This is a genomic window from Candidatus Margulisiibacteriota bacterium (assembly GCA_028715625.1).
In the GTDB taxonomy this organism is placed as follows: Bacteria; Margulisbacteria; Riflemargulisbacteria; order GWF2-35-9; family GWF2-35-9; genus JAQURL01.
Genome location: JAQURL010000029.1, coordinates 1 through 24520, shown reverse-complemented (window position 1 = coordinate 24520; position 24520 = coordinate 1). Strand labels below are relative to the sequence as shown.

27 protein-coding genes and 1 pseudogene are annotated in these 24520 nt (G+C 39.7%); 13 read left to right on the top strand and 15 right to left on the bottom strand.

Going from position 1 to position 24520, the window contains the following annotated elements; translation table 11 throughout:
• The gene (locus PHV30_06170) at positions 1 to 1392 is read right to left on the bottom strand and encodes a hypothetical protein (protein MDD5456602.1); all 1392 of its coding nucleotides are present in this window, start codon (positions 1390 to 1392) and stop codon (positions 1 to 3) included.
• 249 nt (positions 1393 to 1641) lie between these two features.
• Here PHV30_06170 and PHV30_06165 point away from each other — a divergent pair, with 249 nt between their 5' ends.
• From PHV30_06165 to flhB, 13 genes and pseudogenes are all read left to right on the top strand, one after another.
• Entirely contained in the window at positions 1642 to 3432 is a 1791-nt protein-coding gene (locus PHV30_06165; GenBank protein ID MDD5456601.1) for a flagellar hook-length control protein FliK, read from the top strand.
• A gap of 13 nt (positions 3433 to 3445) precedes the next feature.
• Positions 3446 to 4063, top strand: a complete 618-nt coding sequence (locus tag PHV30_06160; GenBank protein ID MDD5456600.1) for a flagellar hook capping FlgD N-terminal domain-containing protein — start codon at positions 3446 to 3448, stop codon at positions 4061 to 4063.
• A gap of 37 nt (positions 4064 to 4100) precedes the next feature.
• Positions 4101 to 4505, top strand: coding sequence for a hypothetical protein (locus tag PHV30_06155; protein MDD5456599.1), 405 nt, complete (start codon positions 4101 to 4103; stop codon positions 4503 to 4505).
• Positions 4506 to 4577: 72 nt separating this feature from the next.
• Positions 4578 to 6839 (top strand): flagellar hook-basal body complex protein, encoded by a 2262-nt coding sequence (locus PHV30_06150; protein MDD5456598.1) that lies wholly within the window; start codon positions 4578 to 4580, stop codon positions 6837 to 6839.
• 104 nt (positions 6840 to 6943) lie between these two features.
• On the top strand, positions 6944 to 7735 hold the full coding sequence (locus PHV30_06145; GenBank protein ID MDD5456597.1) for a flagellar motor protein: 792 nt from the start codon (positions 6944 to 6946) through the stop codon (positions 7733 to 7735).
• 27 nt (positions 7736 to 7762) lie between these two features.
• Positions 7763 to 8485: a flagellar motor protein MotB gene (locus tag PHV30_06140; GenBank protein MDD5456596.1), complete on the top strand. Its 723-nt coding sequence runs from the start codon at positions 7763 to 7765 to the stop codon at positions 8483 to 8485.
• Positions 8486 to 8494: 9 nt separating this feature from the next.
• Entirely contained in the window at positions 8495 to 9016 is a 522-nt protein-coding gene (locus PHV30_06135) for a flagellar basal body-associated FliL family protein (GenBank protein ID MDD5456595.1), read from the top strand.
• A gap of 220 nt (positions 9017 to 9236) precedes the next feature.
• Positions 9237 to 9482, top strand: a pseudogene (gene fliN / locus PHV30_06130) (flagellar motor switch protein FliN).
• A 6-nt stretch (positions 9483 to 9488) separates the two neighbouring features.
• Positions 9489 to 9986, top strand: a complete 498-nt coding sequence (locus tag PHV30_06125; protein ID MDD5456594.1) for a hypothetical protein — start codon at positions 9489 to 9491, stop codon at positions 9984 to 9986.
• The gene (gene fliP, locus PHV30_06120) at positions 9983 to 10663 is read left to right on the top strand and encodes a flagellar type III secretion system pore protein FliP (GenBank protein MDD5456593.1); all 681 of its coding nucleotides are present in this window, start codon (positions 9983 to 9985) and stop codon (positions 10661 to 10663) included. The genes PHV30_06125 and fliP overlap by 4 nt, the downstream gene beginning before the upstream one ends.
• Positions 10663 to 10932, top strand: coding sequence for a flagellar biosynthetic protein FliQ (locus tag PHV30_06115; GenBank protein MDD5456592.1), 270 nt, complete (start codon positions 10663 to 10665; stop codon positions 10930 to 10932). The genes fliP and PHV30_06115 overlap by 1 nt, the downstream gene beginning before the upstream one ends.
• A 29-nt stretch (positions 10933 to 10961) precedes the next feature.
• Entirely contained in the window at positions 10962 to 11747 is a 786-nt protein-coding gene (gene fliR, locus PHV30_06110; protein ID MDD5456591.1) for a flagellar biosynthetic protein FliR, read from the top strand.
• 3 nt (positions 11748 to 11750) lie between these two features.
• On the top strand, positions 11751 to 12815 hold the full coding sequence (flhB, locus tag PHV30_06105) for a flagellar biosynthesis protein FlhB (protein ID MDD5456590.1): 1065 nt from the start codon (positions 11751 to 11753) through the stop codon (positions 12813 to 12815).
• A 113-nt stretch (positions 12816 to 12928) separates the two neighbouring features.
• On the opposite strand, the gene PHV30_06100 is transcribed toward flhB, so the two are convergent.
• The 14 genes from PHV30_06100 to PHV30_06035 all read right to left on the bottom strand — a co-directional run.
• Positions 12929 to 13291: a response regulator gene (locus tag PHV30_06100; protein MDD5456589.1), complete on the bottom strand. Its 363-nt coding sequence runs from the start codon at positions 13289 to 13291 to the stop codon at positions 12929 to 12931.
• A complete protein-coding gene (locus PHV30_06095; protein ID MDD5456588.1) occupies positions 13288 to 14229 on the bottom strand; it encodes a chemotaxis protein in 942 nt (313 codons plus the stop codon). The genes PHV30_06100 and PHV30_06095 overlap by 4 nt, the downstream gene beginning before the upstream one ends.
• Before the next feature lie 71 nt (positions 14230 to 14300).
• Positions 14301 to 14891, bottom strand: a complete 591-nt coding sequence (locus tag PHV30_06090; protein ID MDD5456587.1) for an L-threonylcarbamoyladenylate synthase — start codon at positions 14889 to 14891, stop codon at positions 14301 to 14303.
• Positions 14875 to 15576, bottom strand: a complete 702-nt coding sequence (locus tag PHV30_06085) for a hypothetical protein (protein ID MDD5456586.1) — start codon at positions 15574 to 15576, stop codon at positions 14875 to 14877. Before PHV30_06085 ends, PHV30_06090 begins: the two co-directional genes overlap by 17 nt.
• A 66-nt stretch (positions 15577 to 15642) precedes the next feature.
• Positions 15643 to 15999: a response regulator gene (locus tag PHV30_06080; GenBank protein ID MDD5456585.1), complete on the bottom strand. Its 357-nt coding sequence runs from the start codon at positions 15997 to 15999 to the stop codon at positions 15643 to 15645.
• Entirely contained in the window at positions 15996 to 18011 is a 2016-nt protein-coding gene (locus PHV30_06075; GenBank protein ID MDD5456584.1) for a chemotaxis protein CheA, read from the bottom strand. The genes PHV30_06080 and PHV30_06075 overlap by 4 nt, the downstream gene beginning before the upstream one ends.
• 1 nt (position 18012) lies before the next feature.
• Positions 18013 to 19092 (bottom strand): RNA polymerase sigma factor RpoD, encoded by a 1080-nt coding sequence (rpoD, locus tag PHV30_06070; protein ID MDD5456583.1) that lies wholly within the window; start codon positions 19090 to 19092, stop codon positions 18013 to 18015.
• Positions 19093 to 19193: 101 nt separating this feature from the next.
• Positions 19194 to 19376, bottom strand: a complete 183-nt coding sequence (locus tag PHV30_06065) for a ferredoxin (protein MDD5456582.1) — start codon at positions 19374 to 19376, stop codon at positions 19194 to 19196.
• Positions 19377 to 19502: 126 nt separating this feature from the next.
• Positions 19503 to 20051, bottom strand: coding sequence for a 5-formyltetrahydrofolate cyclo-ligase (locus tag PHV30_06060; protein ID MDD5456581.1), 549 nt, complete (start codon positions 20049 to 20051; stop codon positions 19503 to 19505).
• Positions 20052 to 20061: 10 nt separating this feature from the next.
• Positions 20062 to 21459, bottom strand: a complete 1398-nt coding sequence (locus PHV30_06055) for a phosphoglucosamine mutase (GenBank protein ID MDD5456580.1) — start codon at positions 21457 to 21459, stop codon at positions 20062 to 20064.
• Positions 21456 to 22166, bottom strand: coding sequence for an FMN-binding protein (locus PHV30_06050; protein ID MDD5456579.1), 711 nt, complete (start codon positions 22164 to 22166; stop codon positions 21456 to 21458). The genes PHV30_06055 and PHV30_06050 overlap by 4 nt, the downstream gene beginning before the upstream one ends.
• A complete protein-coding gene (locus PHV30_06045) occupies positions 22163 to 23101 on the bottom strand; it encodes an RnfABCDGE type electron transport complex subunit D (protein MDD5456578.1) in 939 nt (312 codons plus the stop codon). The genes PHV30_06050 and PHV30_06045 overlap by 4 nt, the downstream gene beginning before the upstream one ends.
• Entirely contained in the window at positions 23098 to 24342 is a 1245-nt protein-coding gene (gene rsxC / locus PHV30_06040; GenBank protein ID MDD5456577.1) for an electron transport complex subunit RsxC, read from the bottom strand. The genes PHV30_06045 and rsxC overlap by 4 nt, the downstream gene beginning before the upstream one ends.
• The coding region (locus PHV30_06035) for an Rnf-Nqr domain containing protein (GenBank protein MDD5456576.1) at positions 24329 to 24520 on the bottom strand (192 nt) is incomplete at its 5' end. The genes PHV30_06035 and rsxC, both read right to left, overlap by 14 nt.

The window sequence follows — 24520 nt, the reverse complement described above, 5'->3', positions numbered from 1 at the left end:
CTACTTCTTTAATTCTTTCAAAAATTTTGTGGCATCATCTGTTTGCATTGTAGACAAAAGACGCGACTTTTTCTTCACGGTCAGGCTACCCATAATTTTCCTTTTTTCATCATCTTTCAAAAAGGCGAATATAGCCAAAGTCTCTTCTGGTGGTAATTTTTCCCAGACCGGAACAAGTTGTTTGAAGTTCTTTTCAGGCTCTTCGGTTAATTTCCCGCTGGTTAGTTCTCGCTGATAGATAGCTACCTGCTGCGGAGGCAAGCCAGTGAATAATTTGGTTAATTTTTTATTACTGAGCTTGAGCAGTATTTCCTCAGCTTCCTTTTTATTCATTTTATCAAAAACCTGAATTAAAGCTTCCAGATCCATTTTTTCACAAACCGCGGCTACAGCTTTCAGCTTCTTAATATATTCCTCTTTTTTGGCAGCTTCTGTTTCTTCATTCTTTGTTATCTCGGTTTTCTGCTGAATTTCCGGTTGCTTTTCAGGCGCTACCGGCTTTTTTGCTTCAACAATTTTGGGTTGTTCCGTTATTGTTTTAGCTACTGGTGCATTAGCATTTTTTGTCTCGGGCGGAGCTTCTTTTTCTTCTACTAAAAATTTGGGTTCTTCCAATAACGTAGCGCCCAGGGCCACACGTACATTATTAACCCACTGATATAATAGCTTCTTTGAATCCATATTATAAAAAATACCATCTTCCTTGCGTACTTTAAAAAGTTCTGTTGTACCAAGCAACGCTCTGTACTCATCATCCTGTATAACAGGCAGCAGTTCATTAAAATTAGCTTTTCTATTCAGTTGCTCGTTTATTTTTTGCACTATATACTTGGCCCTTTCATAAGCTGTATTGGTACCTATACCCACATAAATCTGCATAGCCAAAACATTATCAATCCAGACTTCCGCGAATTCTCTGTTTTTGACCCGATTTTTTATCACTCTCAGTTTATTCAAAAAAGGAGTTTTCGATATGGCGCCTTCAATATCACTTTCTTCGGTTATATCAATATTCAGTTCGCCTACTTTTTTCATCTGTTTTTTGTCTTCCAAAAGTTCTTTAGCCCATTGGATACGTTTCTCAGTAGAGACAATTTTTCTGACATAATGCCCGATAACAGGAAGATTATAAGCCACGCGTTTTGGAATAATTCCAAAAAAAGCCAGATTGGCTAATATAAGATAAAATAACAAAAAGAAAATCAGCAGGGCAGCAATATATGTAAGCGTCTTAATAGTGATCCTGGATATTTCTTCACGCAGATTCACTTTGCTTACTGATGTTTCTATCTCATCTTCAACCGGTCTTTGCGGTCTTTCTCTGGGAGGAGCTGGATTACCCTCTTTTTTATTCTCTTCCGGTTTATTTGGTTTTTTATTCTCTTCGGGCATTTTGTTATCCGTTTATTCTAAAATTTCTCAACATTCACTAACCTATAGTTTATAATAAATGGAATAAAAATTTAATGATAAAAAATATTTTTTTAGCCCACCCCCCTTTACATTTTTAAATTAATAAGTAATATATTAAGTACAACAGGGATTTTGTACAGGGGTTTTTCACGGAAGAATATTACATATTAGGGAAGCGACTCTCGCATATTTTGTGAGTGTCAGTGCTTTTACTAAAGGGGGGGACCTATGCAAGCTGTATCGTTTTCGAACATACAGATGGAAAATATTCTTTCGGACAAAAGTTTTTTTGCCGATTCAATAGGCAGTGACCAGTTTTCTATGATCCTTAAAGACCAGTTCCAGCAGCCGGAACTAGCAGATATAAAACAAAGCGACACACCTCAATTAGAGAATAATATGCTGGCATCCAGAGAAAATGTGCGCTACGTTCAACAACTCAAGCAACAAATAAACGGAGGGACAGAAGCTGTTACATCTACCAATACAGATGGTTCGACAAAAACATCTATGGGGAAAACAGATACAAATGAAGAAAAAATGCTGGAAAAATTAAGTAAATTAATAGAGGAATCTGTAGACAACAAATCCAAAGCAACCAACTTATTATCCCTGATTTTTCAAAAAACCTCTAAAACCGACAAGCCGGAAAAATCAGATTCAAAAACAGATGTAGATTCTCTCACCTATAAGAAACTCTTATCCATACTGCATCAAATGCAGATGCTTTTGACCAAGCTGGATCAATACCTGCCGGCAAATGATGAAGAAAGCAAAGAATTGGTCCTCAAACTTAACCTGAAAATATCTTTGCTTTCCAAAGAAATAAAACCGCAACTGGACCAAAAAGACATCAGTTCCATTGAAGATTTATTAAATACCGTTCATACCCAGCTCCAAACCCTGAAAGATAAATTCGCACCCAATGATATTAAAACAGAGTCTGCGGATACAGGCATAAAAAAACAGGGGACAGAAAAAGTTGCTCAAAATACTGATAATGCCAAAACCGGTAATACGAATAGCTCGGCCGGACAACAACAGGATGATCTTAATTCTCTTTTACAATCACTCAGCGACCTCACTGTACAGACAAATTCAACAGATATTTCTTCACAGTCAGGAACTGATAAAACTTCTATAAAAGAATTTGTGCAAAACCTGCAGGAAAAATTTGAAGAACTGTTAACTGCTATGGATGGCAAAATTCTTGATTATAAGCAAAAGGATACAGTAAAAACCGTTATGATTACGGAACCCATAGCTATCCAGAAACCTGAAAAAAATGTAAATATCGAAACAGCGAAAGAAAATGAAATAACTTTTCAGGGAATATCTATGAATGATGAGGCAAATAAAACAAATATCAAAATTACTTTTCTTAAGGATAAAGATGAGGTAAGTAAAGAGCTTGTATTTAAATGGAAAGAAAAAACACTTTCAGCTCCGCAGAATAATGAAAAAAGCGAAGATTTTATTCAATCTCTGCAAAAAGAGTTATCTCAACCCAAAGAACCTGTTCAGACAGCCAAACCTTTTACTCCCAATACTGAAAGAATAGCCAATATAGAAAAGCAATATCAAGTTATTAATCAATTCAAAAATTTTGTTACACTCACCAAATTAAAAGGACAGACCGAACTGACTCTGCAACTTCATCCCCGTGAACTCGGCGATATAAAGGTTAGCCTGACCAGAGAGCACACAAATTCTGCACAGGAAGCATCATTGCTTACAGCCAAATTTCAGGTTAACAGTGATGTAGTTAAATCAATTCTGGAAAGTAATTTCAATCAGTTGAAGGACGCTCTGGCCCAAAACGGACATTTGGCTGCCATATCAGTCGAGGTTAACACACAGGGTAGCAATGGGCAGTCATTCAATAATTTATTGGAACAGGATACAAAGAACAGGTCAGGGTTTGATCTGGGAAAATCTAATAACGTAGCAGGAATAAACCCGAATGACCCCTCTTTGTCAGATGATTATTATAACGGGGCTCTAAATTCAATAGCCTGAAGGAGGAAAACAAATGGCAAGCAGTGCAACACAAGTTCAGACCAACGCCTTTAACTCGGTTGCGTCCACAACAAAAAAAACTAATGATATGGGTAAAGACGAGTTTTTGCAATTGCTCGTTACCCAGCTCAAGTATCAGGACCCAATGTCTCCCATGAATAACGAAAGTTTCGTAGCTCAGCTGGCCCAGTTCAGTTCTCTGGAGTCCATGCAGAATATGCAGCAAAGCCTGGAAGGCGGACAGGCATATTCTCTTATCGGAAAAACAGTAGTTACTACAGACCCTGATACAGGCATACAATCTACCGGTGTTATAGGTGGAGTAAAATTTCTTTCCGGCAAATATACACTTCTCATGCCATCAGGAGATTATACCGCGGATAAAGCAAAAACAATAAAAGCTTTTAGCGATTCTTCGCTAAACTACGATAGTTTCAAAGATATTTTATTTACATCAGCTTCTCAAAGCACAGATACATTGCAGTTTAATTCTTCTATTTCTTCTCTGGACGCCTATGCATCAGCACTGGGCTATTCAAGTTCAGACGAGATGCCGACAGCGTTAAGCAGTTTGTGGGGCACTGTTTCCTCAAAAGAAATATCCCTGGCAAATATAGATGTGGTTTATTAATAAAATAATTAACGGAAGGAGGTGTGAGTAAGCTAGCATGAACAACTTGGACAAATTCAGTCAGGACATACAACGAATTCAATCGGAACAAATCGGCCAGCGCGTCGAGGTGCAAAGCGACCGCAAGATCGCTGAGAGCAAGTTCCGGGAAGAATTCAAACAAAAACTTGGACTTTCAGACGAAAATAATATTGTCCATTTTTCCAATCATGCTATTGCCAGGTTACAAAAAAGAAATATCGAAATCTCAAAAGACGATTTACAACGTATTACGTCAGCCATAGATAAGGCATCGGAAAAAGGTTCGCGGGATTCACTGGTTCTTGTGGACGATTTGGCTCTGGTAGTGAGCATTGCCAATCGGACCGTGGTAACGGCTATGGATAAAAGTTCCATGAAAGAGCAAGTGATTACCAATATTGATAGCGCGATTATTAGTTAGGTAAATAAAATTTTGTAGAAAAATGCTGGTTGGTCCTCCTGTAGGGAACCAGCAAATTAAGGAGGGCAAAATATGTTACGATCCATGTTCTCTGGTTTATCCGGTCTCCGTAACCATCAAATCGGACTGGATGTAATCGGTAACAATATATCCAACGTAAACACAGTCGGTTACAAAAGTTCACGTATTCAGTTTAATGATCTGTTAAGCCAAACAATCCGTGGTGCGTCAACACCTATTGACAGCGGCAGAGGCGGTACCAACCCGATACAAGTCGGATTAGGTGTGGGCACTTCAGCAATCGATGTATCGCATTCACAAGGCAACCTGCAATCTACAGGTACCATGAGTGACCTGGCAATACAGGGGAACGGCTTCTTCATTCTGAGTGACGGAAGCAATACCACCTTTACAAGAGCAGGTTCATTCTCCTTTGACGCCAACGGTACTATGGTACATGCCAACGGCATGAAAGTTATGGGCTGGCAAGCAACCAGTACAGGTGAAATAGACAGGAACTCTTCAATTTCCGGCATTACCATTCCGGTAGGCCAAACCATCAACGCCAATGCCAGTACAAAAATCCAGTACGCGCACAATCTGGATTCCACTTCTGATATGTTAGGTACTCCTAAACTGGCTGCAGGAAACTCGGCCAATGTAGAACGCGTCTATGGTAAGTATTCAGGAAGTACTACTGCCATGGATGAAACCAATACGACACCTTTTCCTATAACCGATGTTGTAGGAACTCACTATGTAAGTGTTCAGGCTGAAACCCATTTGGGAGAACGTAATTCGTTGAATGGTACTGAAACTTTATCAGCTTTGGGGGTAACAGACCTTAGCACTTTTAAAGTCGTTGTAAACGGAGTTGCTCATGGTATTACACTAAGTAATGGTGTAAACAGCTCGGTAAACGAACTGATATCAGCAATAAACTCACAGGTTACCGGGGTTACAGCAGAGCTATCCAATAATGCTGTAAAAATTTCCCAAAACGTAGCAGGTTTAAGCTCCAATGTATATGTTGAAGATGACGATCTCACAACCAACGGTATAGCAGCCAATGTCTTCGGTACAGGAAACGGAAAATGGGCAGCGCATGCCAAAACTGTTGGAGCCAAGACAGGACTTGCACTTACAGATACATTGACAGGTCTGGATAATACCAATGATCTGGTTGTAACTGTTAACGGAGCCAATCAAACATTCGATCTTTCAGCAGCTGGAGTTACTGGTGCCACCACAGTAACCGGTTTAATCACTGCTTTTAATACCTGGTCACAAGCTCAATATGGCACAGGTGCAAATGCGGTATTTATGGGATTAAACAAGTCAGGTAAACTTTATATCGGCGATAATTCCCATGATACAGCCGGTTATGTAAAAATCGCAGATAATGATAATCCTGCCTCTCATGACGGTATTGCCGATCTCTTCTTTTCCAATGTAGGAAACTGGTCGACTGATAAATCCGAATTAGGAAAAACCTCAACGGCTGCTTCTGTAACCCACTACTTTCAGGAAGAAGATGGTGGAGGAACACACAAAGTAGATCTGTCATTCAGCAACGGTGATGCTACCATTACAGGACTTGATGGTATAAATATCATAGCGCAAACCGATGGATTTAAAACCGGTTCATTTGTTGTAAATACTGTTCAAGCCACAGACCATACAGTATCAACATCTGTTTACGATTCCTTGGGTAATGAACATACTGTTACACTTACCTTGAACCGTACGGCAAACAATACCTGGACATGGACAGCATCAGGGGTTGATACCACCGGTTCCGGAACCTTAACTTTTGATAGTAACGGTACGATCCAATCTGGCGCAAATAGCGGAACAATATCTGTCGGTGCTCAGGGTGGTGCCAGCTCGCTGTCAATTACTCCTGATTTCACTGAAGTAACACAATACGCAGACCCGTCAACCATGGTCCATATCAAACAAGACGGTTATCCGAACGGCGCTCTGTCCACCTATAGTATCGACTCCAACGGTGAAATTCTGGGTATTTATACCAACGGTTTAAACCAGAAGCTCGGGCAACTGGCCGTTGCTGCTTTTAATAACCCCGGTGGTCTCCTGAAAGTATCAGACAGTATGTTTATATCTTCCAACAACTCAGGAGCAGCTCAGGTAGGTGCCGCAAACACTGGCGGCCGAGGTTCATTATCAGCAGGTACTTTGGAAATGTCCAACGTAGACGTTGCTCAGGAATTTGCCAATATGATTATTTATGAAAGAGGTTTTCAGGCAAATTCAAAAGTAATTACTACCGGCGATGACATGCTGCAGACACTGGTTAACATGAAGAGGTAACATCTGATGCGGAGTAAAGCATAATGCTTATTAACAACCATACCACCCCGGATACATTCCGGGGTTTTGGCTTTATAAACTCTGGAAATGACTCATAAATTGCTATGCAAAAATCAACAATAGTATTCTTACTCTTCGGGTTTGTTTTTCTGATCACTGCCTTTCTGATTGAAGGCGGTAATATTCTTGCCCTTCTTGCTCCCACTGCTGCCATGATTGTATTTGGGGGGACCATTGGCGCAGTGGGAGTATCTTTTCCCTTTGAAGAAATAAAACATCTTCCCAAAGCTCTAAAAATCGTTTTCAAGTTAGAGAAAAAAAATCTGGAAGAATATATAGATACGTTCAAAAAACTCTCGGCAAAAATCCGTAAAGAAGGCGTTTTGAGCCTGGATAAAGAACTGGACAGTATTGAAGACCCCTTTTTAAAAAAGGGATTAAGGCTCATTGTAGACGGTGTCGAACAGCAAACTTTGAGAAATATTCTGGAGCTGGATTCGGAACTGACCGGTACCAGACATAAAACCGCTATTGAAATACTGGAATCCGCCGGCGGCTACTCGCCGACCATGGGTGTTGTAGGAACGGTTATGGGCTTAATCTCCGTTCTGAGCAACCTGGCTAATCCTGCCGAACTCGGTAAATCAATTGCGCTGGCTTTTGTTGCTACCTTATACGGAGTTGCTTTTGCCAATCTTGTTTACCTTCCTCTGGGAGCCAAATTAAAAGCGCATAATCATATCGAACAGTACGAACGGCAATTCGTTATGGAAGGTTTATTTCTTTTGCATGAAGCCGCTACTACCATGCTCATAGAGGAAAAGCTTAAAAGCTTCCTGGAATCTAAAGAACAGATGGAATTTGACAAAAAGAAACTTGAAAAACCGGCGGCTTAATGGTCTGCCAAATTAATATATAGAGATATGGCTAAAAAAAAAGAACCGGAAAAAGCACCAAATCATGAACGCTGGCTTTTAACCTACGCTGACCTTATCACTCTGCTTCTGACTTTTTTTATTGTGTTGTACGCGTTAAGTATGGTCGATTCCAAAAAATTCAGCGCACTTGCTGAGTCTTTGAGGTTGACCCTGGGTCGCGGCACACCGCGTGTAGCGGACATGAGCGGAGGGCTTATCATGCCCGGAATAGGTATGCCCACAGAACGTGATGTGGATCAAAAGGAAATGGAATCTACCATGCATGATGTCGCGTCATTCATCAAAGATAATGAAATGGGGCAAGACATTCAGGCCAACTTTAATAAAGACGGTAATATGGAAATTCGTCTCAGTGACGGCATATTATTCGGCCCGGGACAAGCTAACCTTAAGCCGGAAAGCTTGCCGGCATTACGCAAAATAGGAGAAATACTGGCTGACCTGAGTTTTAACTATGTTATAGAAGGACATACAGATAATCTTCCTATCGTACACGGTCTTTATGCGTCCAACTGGGAGCTGTCGGCAGCCAGAGCCCTGGCTGTAGAAAAATTTTTAGTTGATTATGGAAAAGTAAAACCCTACAAAGTTTCCATTGCCGGTTTCGGAGAATATAAGCCTCTGGTTCCCAACACCAGCCCGGAGAATCGTGCCAAGAACAGAAGGGTTGCCATAATTGTTGTCAAAAAGGAGAATAATGAGTTATAGTTAAACATTATGGCCGAAAAGCAAGACGAGGGGAAAAAAGACAACAAAAAAAACAAAGACAAAGAAAATACCAAAGAGGCTGAACCCAAAAAACCGCTAAGTATCATAACTGTAATAATAGCAGCAGTTGTACTTTTAATTGTAATATCCATAATTACACTGGCAACAGTTATTTTCTTAACGAACAAACCCATACCTAAAGAGGAGGCCAATCCTAAAAAGGAAGAAACTACCGTACTGATACCCTTGCGGGATTTTGTTGTGAACCTGGTAGATTATGGTGGCCGGCGTTACTTGAAAGTATCGGTTGCGCTGGAAGTAAACAGTGAAAAAGATAAAAAAGAAATTGAAGAGCGTGAACCTATGTTAAGAAATTATATTATTAATATATTATCCAATAATTCTTTTAATGACATTAAAACAATCGAAGGGAAAAACAATTTGCGTAAAGCAATTCTGGTTAAATGTAATTTTGTGTTAAAATCGGAAAAAGTATTGAACGTATATTTCAACGATTTTATAATACAATAAGGTTAGTGGTAATAAAGGGGATATTATGGGCGATGCAATTAGTATCAGTCAAAACGAGATAGATTCTTTGTTGGGGTTCATGGGTGTCGGCAATACTGCGGTAGAAACCCCTACTCCTGCCAAAAGCCCTCCATCCGCGGAAAACAGAAGCTCAGCCAAAGCTGAGGAATTCAAATACCAGCCTTTTACAGACACCAAAAAAGACGGCACTCCAGCTTCGGACATTGACCTGATTAAAGATATCCCGCTGGAACTTACGGTTGAACTCGGACGTTCAAAAAAATCAATTTCCGATATTCTGGAATTCGGACTGGGTACTGTTGTCGAGCTGAATCGGCTTGCGGGTGAGCCAGTTGATTTAATGGCCAATGGCAAATTAATCGCCAAGGGTGAAGTAGTGGTCATTGATGAAAACTTTGCCATCCGTATCACAGAAATACTGACCCATTCAAAAAGAAAACCTTAATTTCTTATGAGTAACGATCCTTTGTATTTTCTTAAGGATCCCACACCCAATGCTGTCGGCACAACTGCATATCCAACAGGTAATTTGCAGGGAGTATCAGTAAATCCGGTCAGCTTTATAACCAATATATTACTTGTACTGTTATTAATCTATCTGACTGTTCTGGTCTTAAAATTTTTTATTAAAAATAAAGCCAAGCCGCAGAGTTATTTACTCAAAGAAGTTGTTATCAACCAGAACCTGAAAATACTTTTTATAAAAATAAGCAAGAAACTATATCTGATAGCCAGCAGCAATAACCAACTGATGCTTATGGATACTGTTAAAGAACAGAAAGAAATTTTGCAGATATTAACCGAACATGAAGAAGATGAAAAAAAAGCAGGACCATTGTCCGGGCTTAACTTCTTCAAAAAGAAAACGAAACTACCTGACCATTTTGAAAATACTTTAAAAAATATCATTAAAAATTCCGGTGAAATTGAGGAACTGAACAACAAATGAATTTTTCCATACCCAAACTGACCTTTGCCCTTACCCAATCCAATGACCCGCAGTCATTAAACACAGCATTACAAATTCTTCTTGTGCTCACAATTTTGTCCCTGGCACCATCGATTATTATCATGGTCACATCTTTCACCAGAATTATTATTGTCCTGGGCTTTATCAGGAATGCTCTGGGTACCCAGCAAACACCACCTACTCAAATACTGGTAGGTATAGCCCTGTTTTTAACCTTTTTCATCATGTCCCCTATTTTTGACAAAATCAATAGAGAGGCTATCCAACCTTACACCCAGGGCAAAATCTCACAACAGGATGCCCTGCAAAAAGGGCTTGATCCGTTAAGAGAGTTCATGTTCAAACAAACCCGGAAAAAAGACTTGTTATTATTTGTTAAATTCGCCAATATCAAACCAATGAATAAAGCGGATATTCCCACACATGTTCTTATTATTTCCTTCATCCTGTCCGAGTTGAAGACAGCTTTCCAGATGGGTTTTGTTCTGTTTATTCCTTTTTTAATAGTAGATATTGCAGTTGCTACCATCCTTATGTCCATGGGTATGATGATGCTGCCGCCTATAATGATTTCTCTGCCTTTTAAAATTTTGCTGTTTATATTGGTGGACGGCTGGAACCTTGTCGCAGCTTCCTTACTCTTGAGTTATAAATAATGGGTGAAACCTTTATCATAAATCTGGGACGCGAATCAATCTATATAATACTTCTGGTTACCGCACCTTTTTTGCTTTCCTCATTGTTTATCGGAATTTTTATTTCTATCATTCAGGCAGTAACCCAAATTCAGGATATGACAATTACTTTTGTGCCCAAATTCTTTGTGCTGGGCCTGATCATGTTGCTGATGGGCGGCTGGATTTTCGGTATATTACAGGATTTTACCGTCCGTTTAATATCAAGCATCGCACTTTTTACTCATTAAATGGGCCGGTTTAAAAAGATTAAAAGATCATGACTTACCCCATTATTAATATACCCCAATTGCTTATATATTTTCTTTTCCTAATGAGGGTCATGGGTATTTTTGTTTCAGCTCCTATCTTTGGCACACGAACTATACCTATCCAGGCCAAAGTAGGCATGGCTGTTATTCTGGCCTATATATTTTATATGTTGTTTTTACCTTATCCCGCGGAGATGATGAAGAATATTAGTCCCCTGACCTACATGATGCTCATTTTTACCGAAGTTGTTCTGGGACTCATGATCGGCTATATAGCGCTGCTGATCTTTGCTGTGGTACAGTTTAGCGGCAGCATGATCGATATTATGACCGGCATGCATATTGCCAGTGTCATAGACCCCATGACCAGAGAACAACAATCGCTTATCGGACAGCTGCAATATATCATCGCTATTCTGCTCTTTCTTGTTTTCAACGGTCATCATTATATTTTAACCGCGCTATTTTACAGCTTCAAACTAATCCCGCTTGGCACCTTAACCTTTGGCAGCACGGTGTTACCGCAAACGTTTATCAAAATATTAAGTTATTCCTTTGTAGTCGGCCTACAGCTTGCCTTCCCTATTATTGCCATTCTTTTCTTAATTGATTTCAGCCTGGGAATAATCTCCAAAGGCATTCCACAAATGAATGTTTTTTTAACCAGTATGCCTTTAAAATCTTTTGCAGGGTTCGCTGCTTTATTTATAGCCTTCATCTATTTTGGCAACTATTTTTCCAAAATTCCCCAAATTACCCTGGAAAATATTGTTTTCTTTCTACGAGCGTTCTAGCCTATGGCCGATCCTTCCAAAACAGAAAACGCCACACCCCGCAAACGTGAAGAATTTCGCAAAAAAGGAAGTATAGCCAAAAGTATAGAAATAAGTACAGCCCTCATCTTGCTTACCGCTTATCTTGTTTTTAAATTCACGGGCCCTTTTATTTACAACTATATAGTTTATTTTTTTAAATATTATCTGATAAATATCAATAAAATTGCCATTACTCCGGATGATATGACCAAACTGATGATCCAGGCTACCATACACATTCTGGTAATAACCATTCCGGTCCTGGCAATGATATTTTTAATAGTGATCATCGGCAATTTACTTCAGGTTGGTTTTATAATCACTCTGGAACCGATAAAGCCCAACTTGAATAAACTTAACATCATAAAAGGATTTAAAAATCTTTTTTCCAAACGTTCACTGGAAAACCTTGTGAAAGATTTGTTAAAAGTCACAGTTATAGGTTATCTGGTATATTCGACAATAAAAACTAATATCCCGGTGATTGTCAATTTTTTCAATCTGGATATTCAGCAGTCTTTTTTTATTTTATGCCAGATAATTATGGCCATTTTATTTAAAATTATTATAGCTTTTATTGTTATTGCCGTTCTGGATTACCTGTTTCAGCGTTATACGCTGGAAGAGCAGATGCGTATGAGCAAGCAGGAAGTTAAGGAGGAGTATAAAAGGACTGAGGGAGACCCCTTGATCAAAGGAGAGATCCGCAGACGGCAGCAGGAAATGGCCAGACATCGCATGATGTCTGAAGTTCCAAAGGCCGATGTGGTTGTTACCAATCCCTTTCACATCGCTGTAGCCCTGCGTTATGACGCAAAAAAAATGGTGGCACCACAGGTGGTTGCCAAAGGGACACGACTTGTTGCAGAAAATATTAAGGAGCTGGCCCGTAACAATAATGTGCCGATCATAGAAAATCCACCCATTGCCAGAGCGCTTTATAAAAGCTGCAAAATCGGTGAATCAATAACTTCAGAACTTTACTCGGCAGTAGCTGAGATACTTACTTATATTTATAAGCTCAGCGGTAAAACTTTCGGGATTTAATACTGACTTGTCATGCTGAGCCAGTTTACCCCGAGCTAAAACGAGGGGAAGCATGAATTAAATAAAAAAGGTCATCCTTCGTCAAGCTCAGGATGACCCAAACTTTTACTGAGTTACTTCTTAAGACAATTTCTTACTTTAGTAATTATCTCGGTGGCGCGAAAAGGTTTGGAAAAATGATCGTCAAAACCTTTTTCCACCACTTCTTTTTTATCACTTTCATAGGCCTTGGCGGTAAGAGCAATTATATATGCTTTTTTGTTTAACTTGGTCTCTCTGATTTCTTTCAGTGTAGCAAAGCCGTCCTTACCTTCCATCATCAGGTCCAAAAAAATAATAGGATAGGCGTTTTCCTTACAAAGCTCGATTCCTTCGTCACCGTTATTTACAGTGGTTACATCATAACTTTCCATTTCCAGAATGGTTTTCACCAGAAAAAGGATATCTTTTTTATCGTCAATGACCAGAATATTCATGTAACTTTACTGACTGCCTCGATTAATGTCGTGGAATTAAACTTGGTAAGGAAATCAATCGCTCCCACATTCTCCCCTTTTCCGGAAAGTACAGTACGACTTAAAGATGAATGTAAGATCACCGGAATCGGGTTTAAAGCCGGATTTTCCTTTAAAGTTTTGGTAAATGTAAAACCATCCATTAAGGGCATTTCTATATCACAAATTATAGCATTGATTTTATTCAGAATACTTTCATTATTTTTGGTGGTTTCTTCAGCAAGTGATTTCAGTATCTGTAAAGCTTCTACACCGTTAACCGCATCTATTACTTTGTAGCCGGCTTCTTCCAGGGCTTTTTTGGCCATCTTTCTGGCTACGCTGGAATCATCCACACACATAATGGTATGAGAGTCCTGGGTTTTTTTCACTTTACTCCAATCTATTGCATTGTTGTAATAATCAGCGTTCATATCCGCTATTATTTTCTCAAAATCCAGGATCAGCATAATATCTCCACCTTCCAGAAGAGTGATAGAAGTTATCAGATCACCATACTGTGACCTTATTTCAGGTGGTGGTGTAATCATATCCTGCCAGGAAAACCGACGTATTTTTTTTATCTGGTTTACCATAAAACCGCAAGTAACCTGATTAAACTCAGTGATCACCAGATAATCAGTATTGTATTCATTGGTATTATAACCCAATTTTTTTTGTAAATTTATAACGGGGATTACTTTGCCTCTGAGGTTTACCATACCTTCCAGGCATTCGGTATCTGATGGGACCTTAAAAATATGTTCAGGTTTAAAAATAACTTCTTTCACCTTGTAAACATTGATCCCGAAAATCATCTCCTGAATTTTGTCTTTGTCATTCTTTTTTACAAGTCTGAAATCGATTAGCTCCATGGCATTATCAGTGACTTTTACGGTCTCGAGTGCGTGTTTTTCCATAAACTCTCCCCTATTGATATTGCTACTAATTATAAATCCTTTCTTTTCATTATTAAAGGGAAAGGGGAAAATTAGTTGGCTTCGAAGATAACATTCCCCTGTCTTAAAACCCTGGCATAAGATCTGGTCAAATCCACAATCGTGGAGGCTTTTTGGGAGAATACTCCCTGTTCCGGCAAAACATAGTCCAGTTGTTCACCGATCTGTTCGGGAATGTCGGCAACCCGCAAGATTTCAGGTTCCCCGGACATATTCAAACTGGTTACTACGAGCGGTTTATCATAAAGCTTCAAAAGTGTAAGACATAACTCGTGATCAGGTATGCGGATGGCAATGGTTTCATCTAAAAAAGGGTAAGAAACCTCCGGATTTTTGTTAAAAATGAACGTTATTTGTCCGGGCCAATATTTTTTTACTGTTTTTTTTATTTGGGGAGTCCATTCCCGGCACAATTTTTCAGCATCATTTATTGAACCCACCTGCAGGATATAATTTTTATCCATCGGCCTTTTTTTTAATAGATTGATTTTTTCTATTGCTGCCTCCATACCTGCGTCAGCGGCAATTCCGTAAACCGTATCTGTAGGCAAGGCGATAATGCCTCCCTTTTTCAGCGCCTGTATAGCGATTTGGATATTTAAAAGATCAGTCTTGTTTAACATAAATGACCCATGTTTTTTTTAGATAAACAAAAACCAATAATAAAAGGTTTACCAGAACCACCAGTTGTATTATCTTCCAACACCAGAACAGAGTTATATTTTGGCCGTGTAATATAAAAAAATAATTAAAATAAAGATATAAACCCTGAACAATTATGATTATTAATTCAAGATATATGGGCCGTTTTACAAGCTTTCCCATAGCCGGTTCCAGTCGAAGTATAAGAAAAAACAAAAGCAGAAGTGTATACAATAAAATATGTATACTGTTAAAAACAGTTTCAACATGCACAGGCCAGCCTGCAAATACAATCTGATTAAGTTCAATATTCGCCGCTGTTTTCATTGATGTTAAAATAGACAAATTGGACAAAAAAGTCATAAAATTCAAAGCGCTGACAGCAGCCAGCTTCATGAAAAGATAACCGAGAAAAGTATAAAGTAATGATATGGTCAGATGGTTATCTTTAAAATAAAATATCAGCCCCTGTCTTACTATTAATTCCACCAGAATAAAAACCAGCATGCTGAAAAAAATCCCGATTTGGCTCAGTGTGGGATTTATTAGAAAAATAAACTTTAGTCCTGTAAGCAGTGAAATAAATACGCCGACCCAGAAATACTTCTTTTGCGGAGCAAAAATTTTCTTGAAATAGAACAAACCGACCAGGGGTAAAAGCAACATTATAGATTGAGATAGTAGTGTTGAGAAAAAAAGCAGTTGGAAAATACTCTGGAGACTCTTCAAGTGTTAAATAGCGTAAGCTTTTTCTATGGCTGCGATCACTTTACCCGGTTCAAAAGGTTTCACAATAAAATCGGTGGCTCCGCTTTGAATTGCCTCAATAATCTTGGACTGCTGCCCCATACTGCTGAGGATTATAATCTTGGCTTTGGGGTGCTCATTTAAAATCTGGGCCATTGCTGTGAGGCCATCCAGTTTGGGCATTAATATATCCATAAAAGCAACGTCCGGTTTATGCTGATTATAAAGCTTCACGGCATCCAGACCATTATCCGCCTCAAACACATCATAGTCCTGATCTTCCAAAAAATCTTTTAGTCTTTTTCTTATTAAAGGTGAATCATCGACAATAAGTATTTTCATGCGCTTATTTCAGCAGGTTTTTCCTGAGGAGTAATCTGCTTGTTCTTCTTCATGACCACGTAATCAAGCAATGAGGCAATATCCAGAATTAATCCGATCTCCCCTGTCCCCATAATTGTTGCTGCATGAATAATATAGTATTTATCCGAAGCGTAGTCAATATTTTTAATTACTATTTCCTCTTCTCCAACCAGTTTATCTACCAGAATTCCCGTTTGCTGATCATTATAATTTACAATTACAATAAAAAGTTTCTTTAAATTTTTCATATTAAATTCTTTGTTATAGAGCAAAGACTTCAGGTTGATTAACGGAATGAGATTACCGCGCAGCATTAAATGAGGCTTTTTGTTTACGTCTTTTATTTCTTTGCCCGTACTGCGTACCACCTCATCCACATAACTTATGGGTATAATAAAAGTTCTGTTATTTGTAGTAGTAACCAGGCCCTGAACAATAGCCAAAGTCAGGGGTAAAATTATACGAAACTGTGTTCCCTTGCCCAATTCGCTTTCTATAGTCATTTGTCCACCCAGTTTCTGAATGGTGTTCTGCACAACATCCATGCCCACACCGCGACCGGAAAACTCTGAAACTTCTTTTTTGGTAGAAAATCCCGGCTGACAAATATATTTAATGATCTCAGCGTTGGAAAGCGAATTAACCGTGTCTGTATCCAGCATCCCTTTTTCTAATATTATTTTTCTGATATTTTGCGGGTCAAGACCTTTACCATCATCTGTAATAATAAAATATGCCTTGTTGTTTTTCTGAAAAGCGTCAATCTTTATAACACCTGTATCTTTTTTATCATGTTTCATTCTTTCATCAGGTGTTTCTATACCGTGGTCCACAGCGTTTCTAATCATATGGATAAGCATATCGTTGAGATATTTGAGAATAGATCTGTCCAGTTCCACTTCCTGACCGGTTATTTCCAGCCGGACTTTTTTGCCCAGATTTTTGGCCAGTTCCCGCACCAGACGGGGGTACTTTCCCACGATATTATTCAAAGGAATTGTCCTGATATTCAGAAGCTCTGTCTGCAGATTATAAGTTATCTTCCCCAGATGATTGACCAGGTCTAAAAGCTCAGCAATCTGGGGGTCCAAAGTATATTTTTCCTCAAGCAGCAGAATGTTCTGAGCGATTTTATTCCTGTCGATCAGCACCTCGCCCAGCAGATTGATTATAGAATCCAGCTTTTTAATATTTATCTGGATGTCCTGTAGTTCCTCCTGTGTATTCTGGGCCAAATTGGCAACTGAGTCTTTATCCTGCTTGGGATAAGTCTTTACAGGCATAATCTTTTTTACAGCCACAACGCCATCTACAGATAGTATCTGATCAATAAGCTCTTTGGTAAAAAACGCCATATTTGCCTGATCAATATAAATACTTAAAGGATTAAGCACTTTAGCCGCCTGTATATCGGCCAGGGTAGGATTGGAAACATAAGGGACAGCGGCTTGTGTTAAAACATTCAATACCTGAAATAAACGTACGGCGGGCATAATTTCCTCAGTAGATAAATGCACTTCATATACAGAGGTACTTTTATTATCAAATTGCGTAGCCATGCTGGTTACGGTTGTCTCTTTAGGTTGCTCCTTAACAGCGGTTACCAGCTTGAATTCTTCCATTAAAGCTATAACTGAAGCCTCATCAATATCATCTTTCGGATTTTCTGCATGAACACGAAGCGATTTAATAATATCCACTGACTTGAAAAGCAAATCGGCGATATTGTCCGGTATAGGCTGATTGCTGCTACGGAATTTCTGGAGGGTATTTTCTATTTCATGCGCCAGTTTTTTTAAAATTTCATATTCAGCAATGCCGGCATTACCTTTGATTGTATGAAAACTTCTGAATAACTGCTCGATATTGGCAACAGTATCATGCTGCTGTTCCAGATTTACCAGACAATTTTCTATATCATTTATATGCTGAGTTAACTCTTTTAGGAAGATCTGCTTTTCTTTGGGTGTCAGATTGAGTTTAACTTTCAAATTAAACCTCGTTTAAATAACCTTTTAGTTTTTTCAAGCGTGAAGGATGTCTTAATTTCTTTAAAGCCTTAGCCTCTATTTGACGTATCCTTTCCCTTGTTACATCATATACCTTTCCTACTTCTTCCAGTGTCCTGGGACGATCATCAACCAGTCCGAAGCGTAATTTTATAACCATTCTTTCCCGTTCCGAGAGCTCGGACATGATTTCATCCAAATCTTTACGTAACAGTGTCCTAAATAAATTGCTTTCCGGAGACTCTGTTTTTTCATCTTTAACAAAGTCGCCCAGTTTGGAACTGTCAGCTTCGTCTCCGATAGGTGTTTCCAGGGATATGGGTGTCAGAGAAGAACGAAAAATTTCCCTGATTTTTTCTACGGGCATATCCATAAAAGCTGCGATTTCTTCTTCCGTAGGCTTACGTCCCTTATCCTGCATCAGCACCCGGCTGGCTTTGCGCAGCTTGCTCATGGTTTCTCCCAGATGCACAGGAATTCTTATAGTGCGAGACTGGTCGGAAATGGCTCGTGTAATGGCCTGTCTTATCCACCATGTAGCATAGGTGGAAAATTTGTAGCCTTTGCGGTAGTCAAACTTTTCCGCGGCGCGAATAAGTCCGATATTGCCCTCCTGTATCAAATCCAGAAAGGCCATGCCTCGTCCTATATATTTTTTGGCAATACTCACAACCAAACGAAGATTGGCATCAATAAGATGCTGTTTGGCCAGGTTTTCACCCTGACTGACTCTTTTAGCCAGGTCCTGTTCTTTAGCCAGGGTAAGCAAGTCTACTTTCCCAATTTCCTTAAGGTACATTTTTACCACATCGGAAGTCTTGGCTTCTTTGTCCTCAGCAGGCTCAGCTACATCAACAACCGCCGCAACGGGTTCTTCCTGAACCTCAGGAACTTCCTTAACAATATCCACACCCTGGTCTAAGAGTGTTTCAATCTGATCCAGATTGTTTTCAGGCTCAGCTATAATTTCCAGTATGTCGTCCGGAGTTAAATAATTTGTAGAATAGAGGTTTTCAGTCTCATTCTGTATAAAATCAAATCCGTCTGTCGGTTCAAATTCCATGTATATTCACCTGTTTTTTAGACACAATTTTTTACCCATTGAAATTCAAAGGGATTTATATCCATATTAAACAATTTATCCTAAGACGTAAAGGTAAAAGGCTATATAGATATAGCTTCAACAGGGCATGCGTCAATGGCTTCCTGTATTTGCTCCTTAGATGCTCCGTTAGGGTCTTTGACTATGGCGATCCCCTTATCGTCATTCATTTCAAATACGGTTTCCAACATTGAGCAGCATACGCCGCAACCTATACATTTTTCTTCATCAATGCGTAAGGCCATACGTCCCTCCTCATTTGAACAAGTACTATTAAGTATATAAAATTCGTGAACATTTTGCAAATGGTTATTTTTTTCGTAAAGATTAAGATGGCTCAATGACCTGTATTTAGGCCTCTCTCAAAACCCTCAGGGAATGACTTCTTTATCTGTAATCACAAAATCCAACCGGATATCATGCTTGTCAGCCGGAATCTTCTCAAATAACTGGAAGTCGTAACAAAGTCCTATTTTTAAAGCAGACTGATCCTGTAAAAACCTGTCGTAGTAGCCCTTGCCAAAACCAAGCCGATTCTTTTGCTTGTCACAGGCTACACAGGGAATAATTATTACATCTATGGGCTGGTTGTGCCGATTGTTTGCCTTACAAACAGGCTGTCTTATTCCATAAGGTCCAGGAATGAGAGGTTCAGCAGACGAACAAGAAACAACTATCATTTCCCTGTCCTGGAGTGCAGGCAAAAGCACTGTTTTACCTCCCTGCCAGTAATGCTGTAACAGAGGTCCTGTATCAACCTCATTTTTTACAGAGCAGTACAGCATTATTGTTTGATAATCAACTCTTTTTAGTACTTTAAATAAATGCTTATGCACTTCGCTGCTTTTTCGTAAAATTTCATCCTGAGAAAGATTGGCCCGTTTATTTGAAATTAATTCACGAAGGCTTTTTTTGTCCAATGAAGCGTCCCTAAAACACGTTATCAATTAGCTCTTTGGCTTTTGCCAGCGTTTTAGCTTCAGCAAAATAGCGCACAATGGGTTCGGTGTTAGAGCCCCGTACATGCAGCCAGGAGTCTTTTAATATAACCTTTATACCATCTGTATCGTCTATTATTTCGTTTCTGTATAATTGTCTGGTTTTGGTTAAAATTTTAGCAATGTCCTGCGCTGAGGATACTTCTTTTTTCTTTTTTACAAACTTGTAAACAGGAATTTCCTTTACCAGTTCGGAAATTTTCAGATTACGTTTGGCCATATACTCCAGTACAAAGGCCATACCGGCAAAAGAATCACGTCCATATCCGATGGAAGGAATAATAACCCCGCCATTCCCTTCTCCTCCCAATATGGAATCATTGTCCATAAGAGCTTTGGAAACATTAACTTCCCCGATCTTGGTATGAATAATCTTTGCTTTGTATTCATTGGCCACATCGTCAAATGCTCTGGTTGTAGAAAGATTGGTAGCTACCACCTTGCCTTTTGGATTCGGATGTCTGGAAAGTAAATATTTTAATACCAGCACCAACGTGTAGTCCTCGCCGATGGGATTGCCATCTTCGTTTACTATTGCCAGACGGTCAGCATCAGCATCCTGCGCGAATCCTATGTCTGCTTTATTTTTTATAACAGCTTTTCTCAAGGCAGTCAGGTTTTCCGGCAGAGGTTCCGGTTCGCGTTCAAACCTTCCGTCAGGGGTATCGAAAATATAGCTTGCCTCTACACCGAGCTTTTTAAATAAATAGGGATTCATCACAGCGCCCGCCCCGTTGCAGCAGTCTGCAACCACTTTCAGTTTGGCTTTTTTTATCAATTTAACATCCACCTGCTTGAGAACCTCATCTATATGCAAATTCACAGCTTCCGGAAAAGTTTCTACTTTTCCCAGGTTTTGAATATCTTTATATTTGATATGTACATTGCGGACCAAGTCTTCCACAGTTTCAGCTTTTTTCTTCACATTTTGCCATTTATGGTAAAAATCAAAGAGTCTGTGCATTTCATTTTCGTCCCAAAAAATACCCTTGCCGGAAATAAATTTGAGACCGTTCCACATAATTGGATTATGTGAAGCTGTAATCATAATGCCTCCTGCTGCCTTTAGATGCCTAACCATGAGCTGTGTTGTGGGAGTAGAAACCACACCGATATCTATAATCTCACACCCGGTCGCTACAAGTCCGGAAATTACCGCGGACTTGATCAGAGTAGTGCTGAGGCGGGTATCTGTGCCCAGAATAATTTTACCCCCATTATTCAAAGTTCCAAAAATTTCCGCGAAATCCAGGGCAACTGCCGGAACCAGGGACTCTCCGATTTTCCCCCTAATACCAGCAACGGTAATCTTTAAAGAGGTATGGCTCACTGCTGTGTCTCATTCCCGCTTTGAATTATTTGATCCAGTTCTTCGCCAGCGTTCGCTGACAATGCTTTCAACAAAGGACTATCCTCTGCCGACACTTTGTTCGTGCTGGCTATTTCTTCAGCAGTTGGAGGTTTATATGTAATTTTATTATAAATCTTGACTGCCTGTTTGATAGCATCGGAAATAGCTTGAGAAGTAATCGTGGCTCCGGTAATGGCGATCACATCTTCTTTGGCCTTAAAAGAATCCAGAATACTTTTGTTCTGAAACTGGGCCAAAAAAGAAAAACTTCTACCCGGAAGCGGTTTTTTATCAACAGCAACCGTACCCAGCCCTGGCGTCTCTCCCTGAGAAAGTACGGTAACTCCGGTTATTTTCTTTTCTGTAATCCCGACCAGCATTTCTATAACACTGCTATAACCTTTTCCGGAAACTACAAAAACGTAGCCTATAGTTTCCTTTTTCTGGTCCAGACCCTTAAAAATAGTTTGCTTTTCCAATGGCAGGTTCAGGTCAAAGCGATCAAAAGAAACTGCTTTAGGCATGACCAGGCTTAAAGATTCGTTCTTTTCTCTGATTGAGTGGTTAATAATGGCCTGTCTGGTTAACAATTGAACGGTTAATAAAATAACTCCGCTGATAAGAGCAACAACTGCCAAATAACCGGCGAGATATTTTAATCTGTTGTCTGACTGCTTTTTTTTCATTTTTTTATTCTGAATAACCTTTCATAAATGCTGATATGCAGAAAAATTCCCAGCTTGTCAAAAAGCGGGACAAAACCGTTCATCAACACTATTGAAAAAGCTACACCCTCAGGCATATGGCTCCATAAACGTATAGTCATTACCAATATTCCTGTCATAAGTCCATAAATTATCCTCCCGATTTTGGTAATCGGTGAAGTTACATAATCGGTAAGCATAAAAAAAGCTCCGATCATGGCTCCTCCGGCAAAAACATGAAAAAACGGGTCTTGTTTAGCCAGCAGAGCGACCAGAAAAATCATTCCCAGAAATGTAGCCGGGATTTTCCAGTCGATTATCTTTTTGTGAAAAAGCCAGGCAGCTCCGAGAATTATAGCAAATGCTGAAGTCTCACCAATGGAGCCGGGAACATTACCCATAAAAAGCTGAAAATTGCTGAACACCATGCCCGATCCTTTGGATAAAGGTGTAGCAGTGGTAATGGGCAGATGCTGAAACCATGCGCCGGCTTTGTACCAGGTGGTCATGGCTACCGGATAAGAAACAGCCAGAAACAGCCTGGCAGCAAGTGCAGGATTAAAAATATTATGACCCAGCCCACCGAAAAAGTGTTTGGTAATTCCTATGGCAACTATATTGCCGATAATAACCATCCATATCGGCAGCACAGGTGGCAATACCAAGGCTAATAGAAGTCCGGTAACAGCTGCTGAGCCATCTGTTATGGTAAGCGGCTCTTTTTTGATCCAGTTAATAAAAGCCTCCACGGCAAGTGCTGAAAGGACTGAGGTAATAATAACAGCCAGAGCCGGAGGCCCGAAAAAGAAAACACCCGCAAGAGTTGTAGGAATCAACGCTATAAGCACATTCAGCATAACATTTTGCACACTTTGTTCACTTCTGATATGCGGAGCCGGCGTTACAATGACATTCATTTACTTTTCCCCTTCTGCGCCAGCATAATTTTCTGCAATTTTATGCGCTGAACCAGATTAATTTTGCTGGGACAATTGTAGGCGCACAAACCGCATTCCATACATTCCGCGGCCTGAATACCTTTATTCGCAGCAAATACCGGCATCAAATACAATGGACAATTATCCACACAGCGTCCGCAACGCAGGCAGGTGCTTTCCTGCTCCACAACATTAGACATAATCAATATCCCGGTGGTGCCCTTGAGAACAGGAACGTCGAGATTATGCTGACTTAAGCCCATCATCGGTCCGCCGAACAATATTTTGAAAGGACTGATTTTTTGTATTTTTTCAGGCGTAAGTTCAGCTAACAGATATTTAATCGGAGTGCCAATCCTGACTTGCAAATTATGCTTTTTTTCCAGCAAATCTCCGGCAATGGTAACAATGCGTTCTATAAGGGGCAAACCGCTTGTAGCAGTCATGCCTATCTGAGCCGCGGTTGACACATTAACTACAACCACACCGACTTCCATAGGCAGATGAGGTACATGTTTGCCGGTAACCTGACGTACAAGTATTTTTTCTGCTCCCTGCGGATATTGAGTGGGAAGAGTGATAACATGAATATTTTTGTATTGAATCGAATAATTTTTCAGGGCTCTGATGGCATCCTGCTTATTATCCTCTATACCGATATAAACCATAGCCGGTTCCAGTATTTTCTGCATTACTTCAATTCCTATAAAAATTTTTTTTGTGTGCTCAATAATTGTGCGGTGGTCCGATGTAACATAAGGTTCACATTCCGCGGCGTTGATAATCAGCTCTTTGATTTTATTAGTAGGATTTAACTTGATATGAGTAGGGAACGCTGCTCCACCCATACCTACAATGCCGGCATCAAAAATCATTTTGAGCAAATCTTCTTTGGTAGCGTCTTTTATGGAATGAAGAGGAGCAGCATCAATTTTGGTATACTGGAAATCATTTTTTATAATTATAGCCGGCAAATCCATCCCCAGCGGATGAGGGTAATCTTTAATATTAACAACTTCGCCCGACACACTGGAATGTACATTTGCCGATATACCCGATACAGCTTTGGCAATGAGTTGTCCGACCTTAACTATATCTCCCTTTTTGACAATGGCTTCAGACGGTTTCCCGGCATGCAAAAGTAACGGGAAAACCAGCTCCTCAGGAACTGGGGCCGGTCTTGAAGGCACATGTGAAGTAGATATTTTATGATATTCCATTTTTCTTGTCCTTGTAAAAATTAATAAGGGCCAAGATACTGCCCACAACTAAAAACGCCCCGGGAGGAAGTATCATAATCAGCATAGGATAATAATCCGAAAGAATTGTGAACCCGAATATACTGCCGTTACCTATAAGCTCACGTATGGATCCTATAATTATAAGTCCGACAGTAAA

Coding starts and splice junctions, on each gene's coding strand:
- PHV30_06170 (MDD5456602.1), bottom strand. CDS start 1,392: ATGCCCGAAGAGAATAAAAAACCAAATAAACCGGAAGAGAATAAAAAA.
- PHV30_06165 (MDD5456601.1), top strand. CDS start 1,642: ATGCAAGCTGTATCGTTTTCGAACATACAGATGGAAAATATTCTTTCG.
- PHV30_06160 (MDD5456600.1), top strand. CDS start 3,446: ATGGCAAGCAGTGCAACACAAGTTCAGACCAACGCCTTTAACTCGGTT.
- PHV30_06155 (MDD5456599.1), top strand. CDS start 4,101: ATGAACAACTTGGACAAATTCAGTCAGGACATACAACGAATTCAATCG.
- PHV30_06150 (MDD5456598.1), top strand. CDS start 4,578: ATGTTACGATCCATGTTCTCTGGTTTATCCGGTCTCCGTAACCATCAA.
- PHV30_06145 (MDD5456597.1), top strand. CDS start 6,944: ATGCAAAAATCAACAATAGTATTCTTACTCTTCGGGTTTGTTTTTCTG.
- PHV30_06140 (MDD5456596.1), top strand. CDS start 7,763: ATGGCTAAAAAAAAAGAACCGGAAAAAGCACCAAATCATGAACGCTGG.
- PHV30_06135 (MDD5456595.1), top strand. CDS start 8,495: ATGGCCGAAAAGCAAGACGAGGGGAAAAAAGACAACAAAAAAAACAAA.
- PHV30_06125 (MDD5456594.1), top strand. CDS start 9,489: ATGAGTAACGATCCTTTGTATTTTCTTAAGGATCCCACACCCAATGCT.
- fliP (MDD5456593.1), top strand. CDS start 9,983: ATGAATTTTTCCATACCCAAACTGACCTTTGCCCTTACCCAATCCAAT.
- PHV30_06115 (MDD5456592.1), top strand. CDS start 10,663: ATGGGTGAAACCTTTATCATAAATCTGGGACGCGAATCAATCTATATA.
- fliR (MDD5456591.1), top strand. CDS start 10,962: ATGACTTACCCCATTATTAATATACCCCAATTGCTTATATATTTTCTT.
- flhB (MDD5456590.1), top strand. CDS start 11,751: ATGGCCGATCCTTCCAAAACAGAAAACGCCACACCCCGCAAACGTGAA.
- PHV30_06100 (MDD5456589.1), bottom strand. CDS start 13,291: ATGAATATTCTGGTCATTGACGATAAAAAAGATATCCTTTTTCTGGTG.
- PHV30_06095 (MDD5456588.1), bottom strand. CDS start 14,229: ATGGAAAAACACGCACTCGAGACCGTAAAAGTCACTGATAATGCCATG.
- PHV30_06090 (MDD5456587.1), bottom strand. CDS start 14,891: ATGTTAAACAAGACTGATCTTTTAAATATCCAAATCGCTATACAGGCG.
- PHV30_06085 (MDD5456586.1), bottom strand. CDS start 15,576: ATGTTGCTTTTACCCCTGGTCGGTTTGTTCTATTTCAAGAAAATTTTT.
- PHV30_06080 (MDD5456585.1), bottom strand. CDS start 15,999: ATGAAAATACTTATTGTCGATGATTCACCTTTAATAAGAAAAAGACTA.
- rpoD (MDD5456583.1), bottom strand. CDS start 19,092: ATGGAATTTGAACCGACAGACGGATTTGATTTTATACAGAATGAGACT.
- PHV30_06065 (MDD5456582.1), bottom strand. CDS start 19,376: ATGGCCTTACGCATTGATGAAGAAAAATGTATAGGTTGCGGCGTATGC.
- PHV30_06050 (MDD5456579.1), bottom strand. CDS start 22,166: ATGAAAAAAAAGCAGTCAGACAACAGATTAAAATATCTCGCCGGTTAT.
- PHV30_06045 (MDD5456578.1), bottom strand. CDS start 23,101: ATGAATGTCATTGTAACGCCGGCTCCGCATATCAGAAGTGAACAAAGT.
- rsxC (MDD5456577.1), bottom strand. CDS start 24,342: ATGGAATATCATAAAATATCTACTTCACATGTGCCTTCAAGACCGGCC.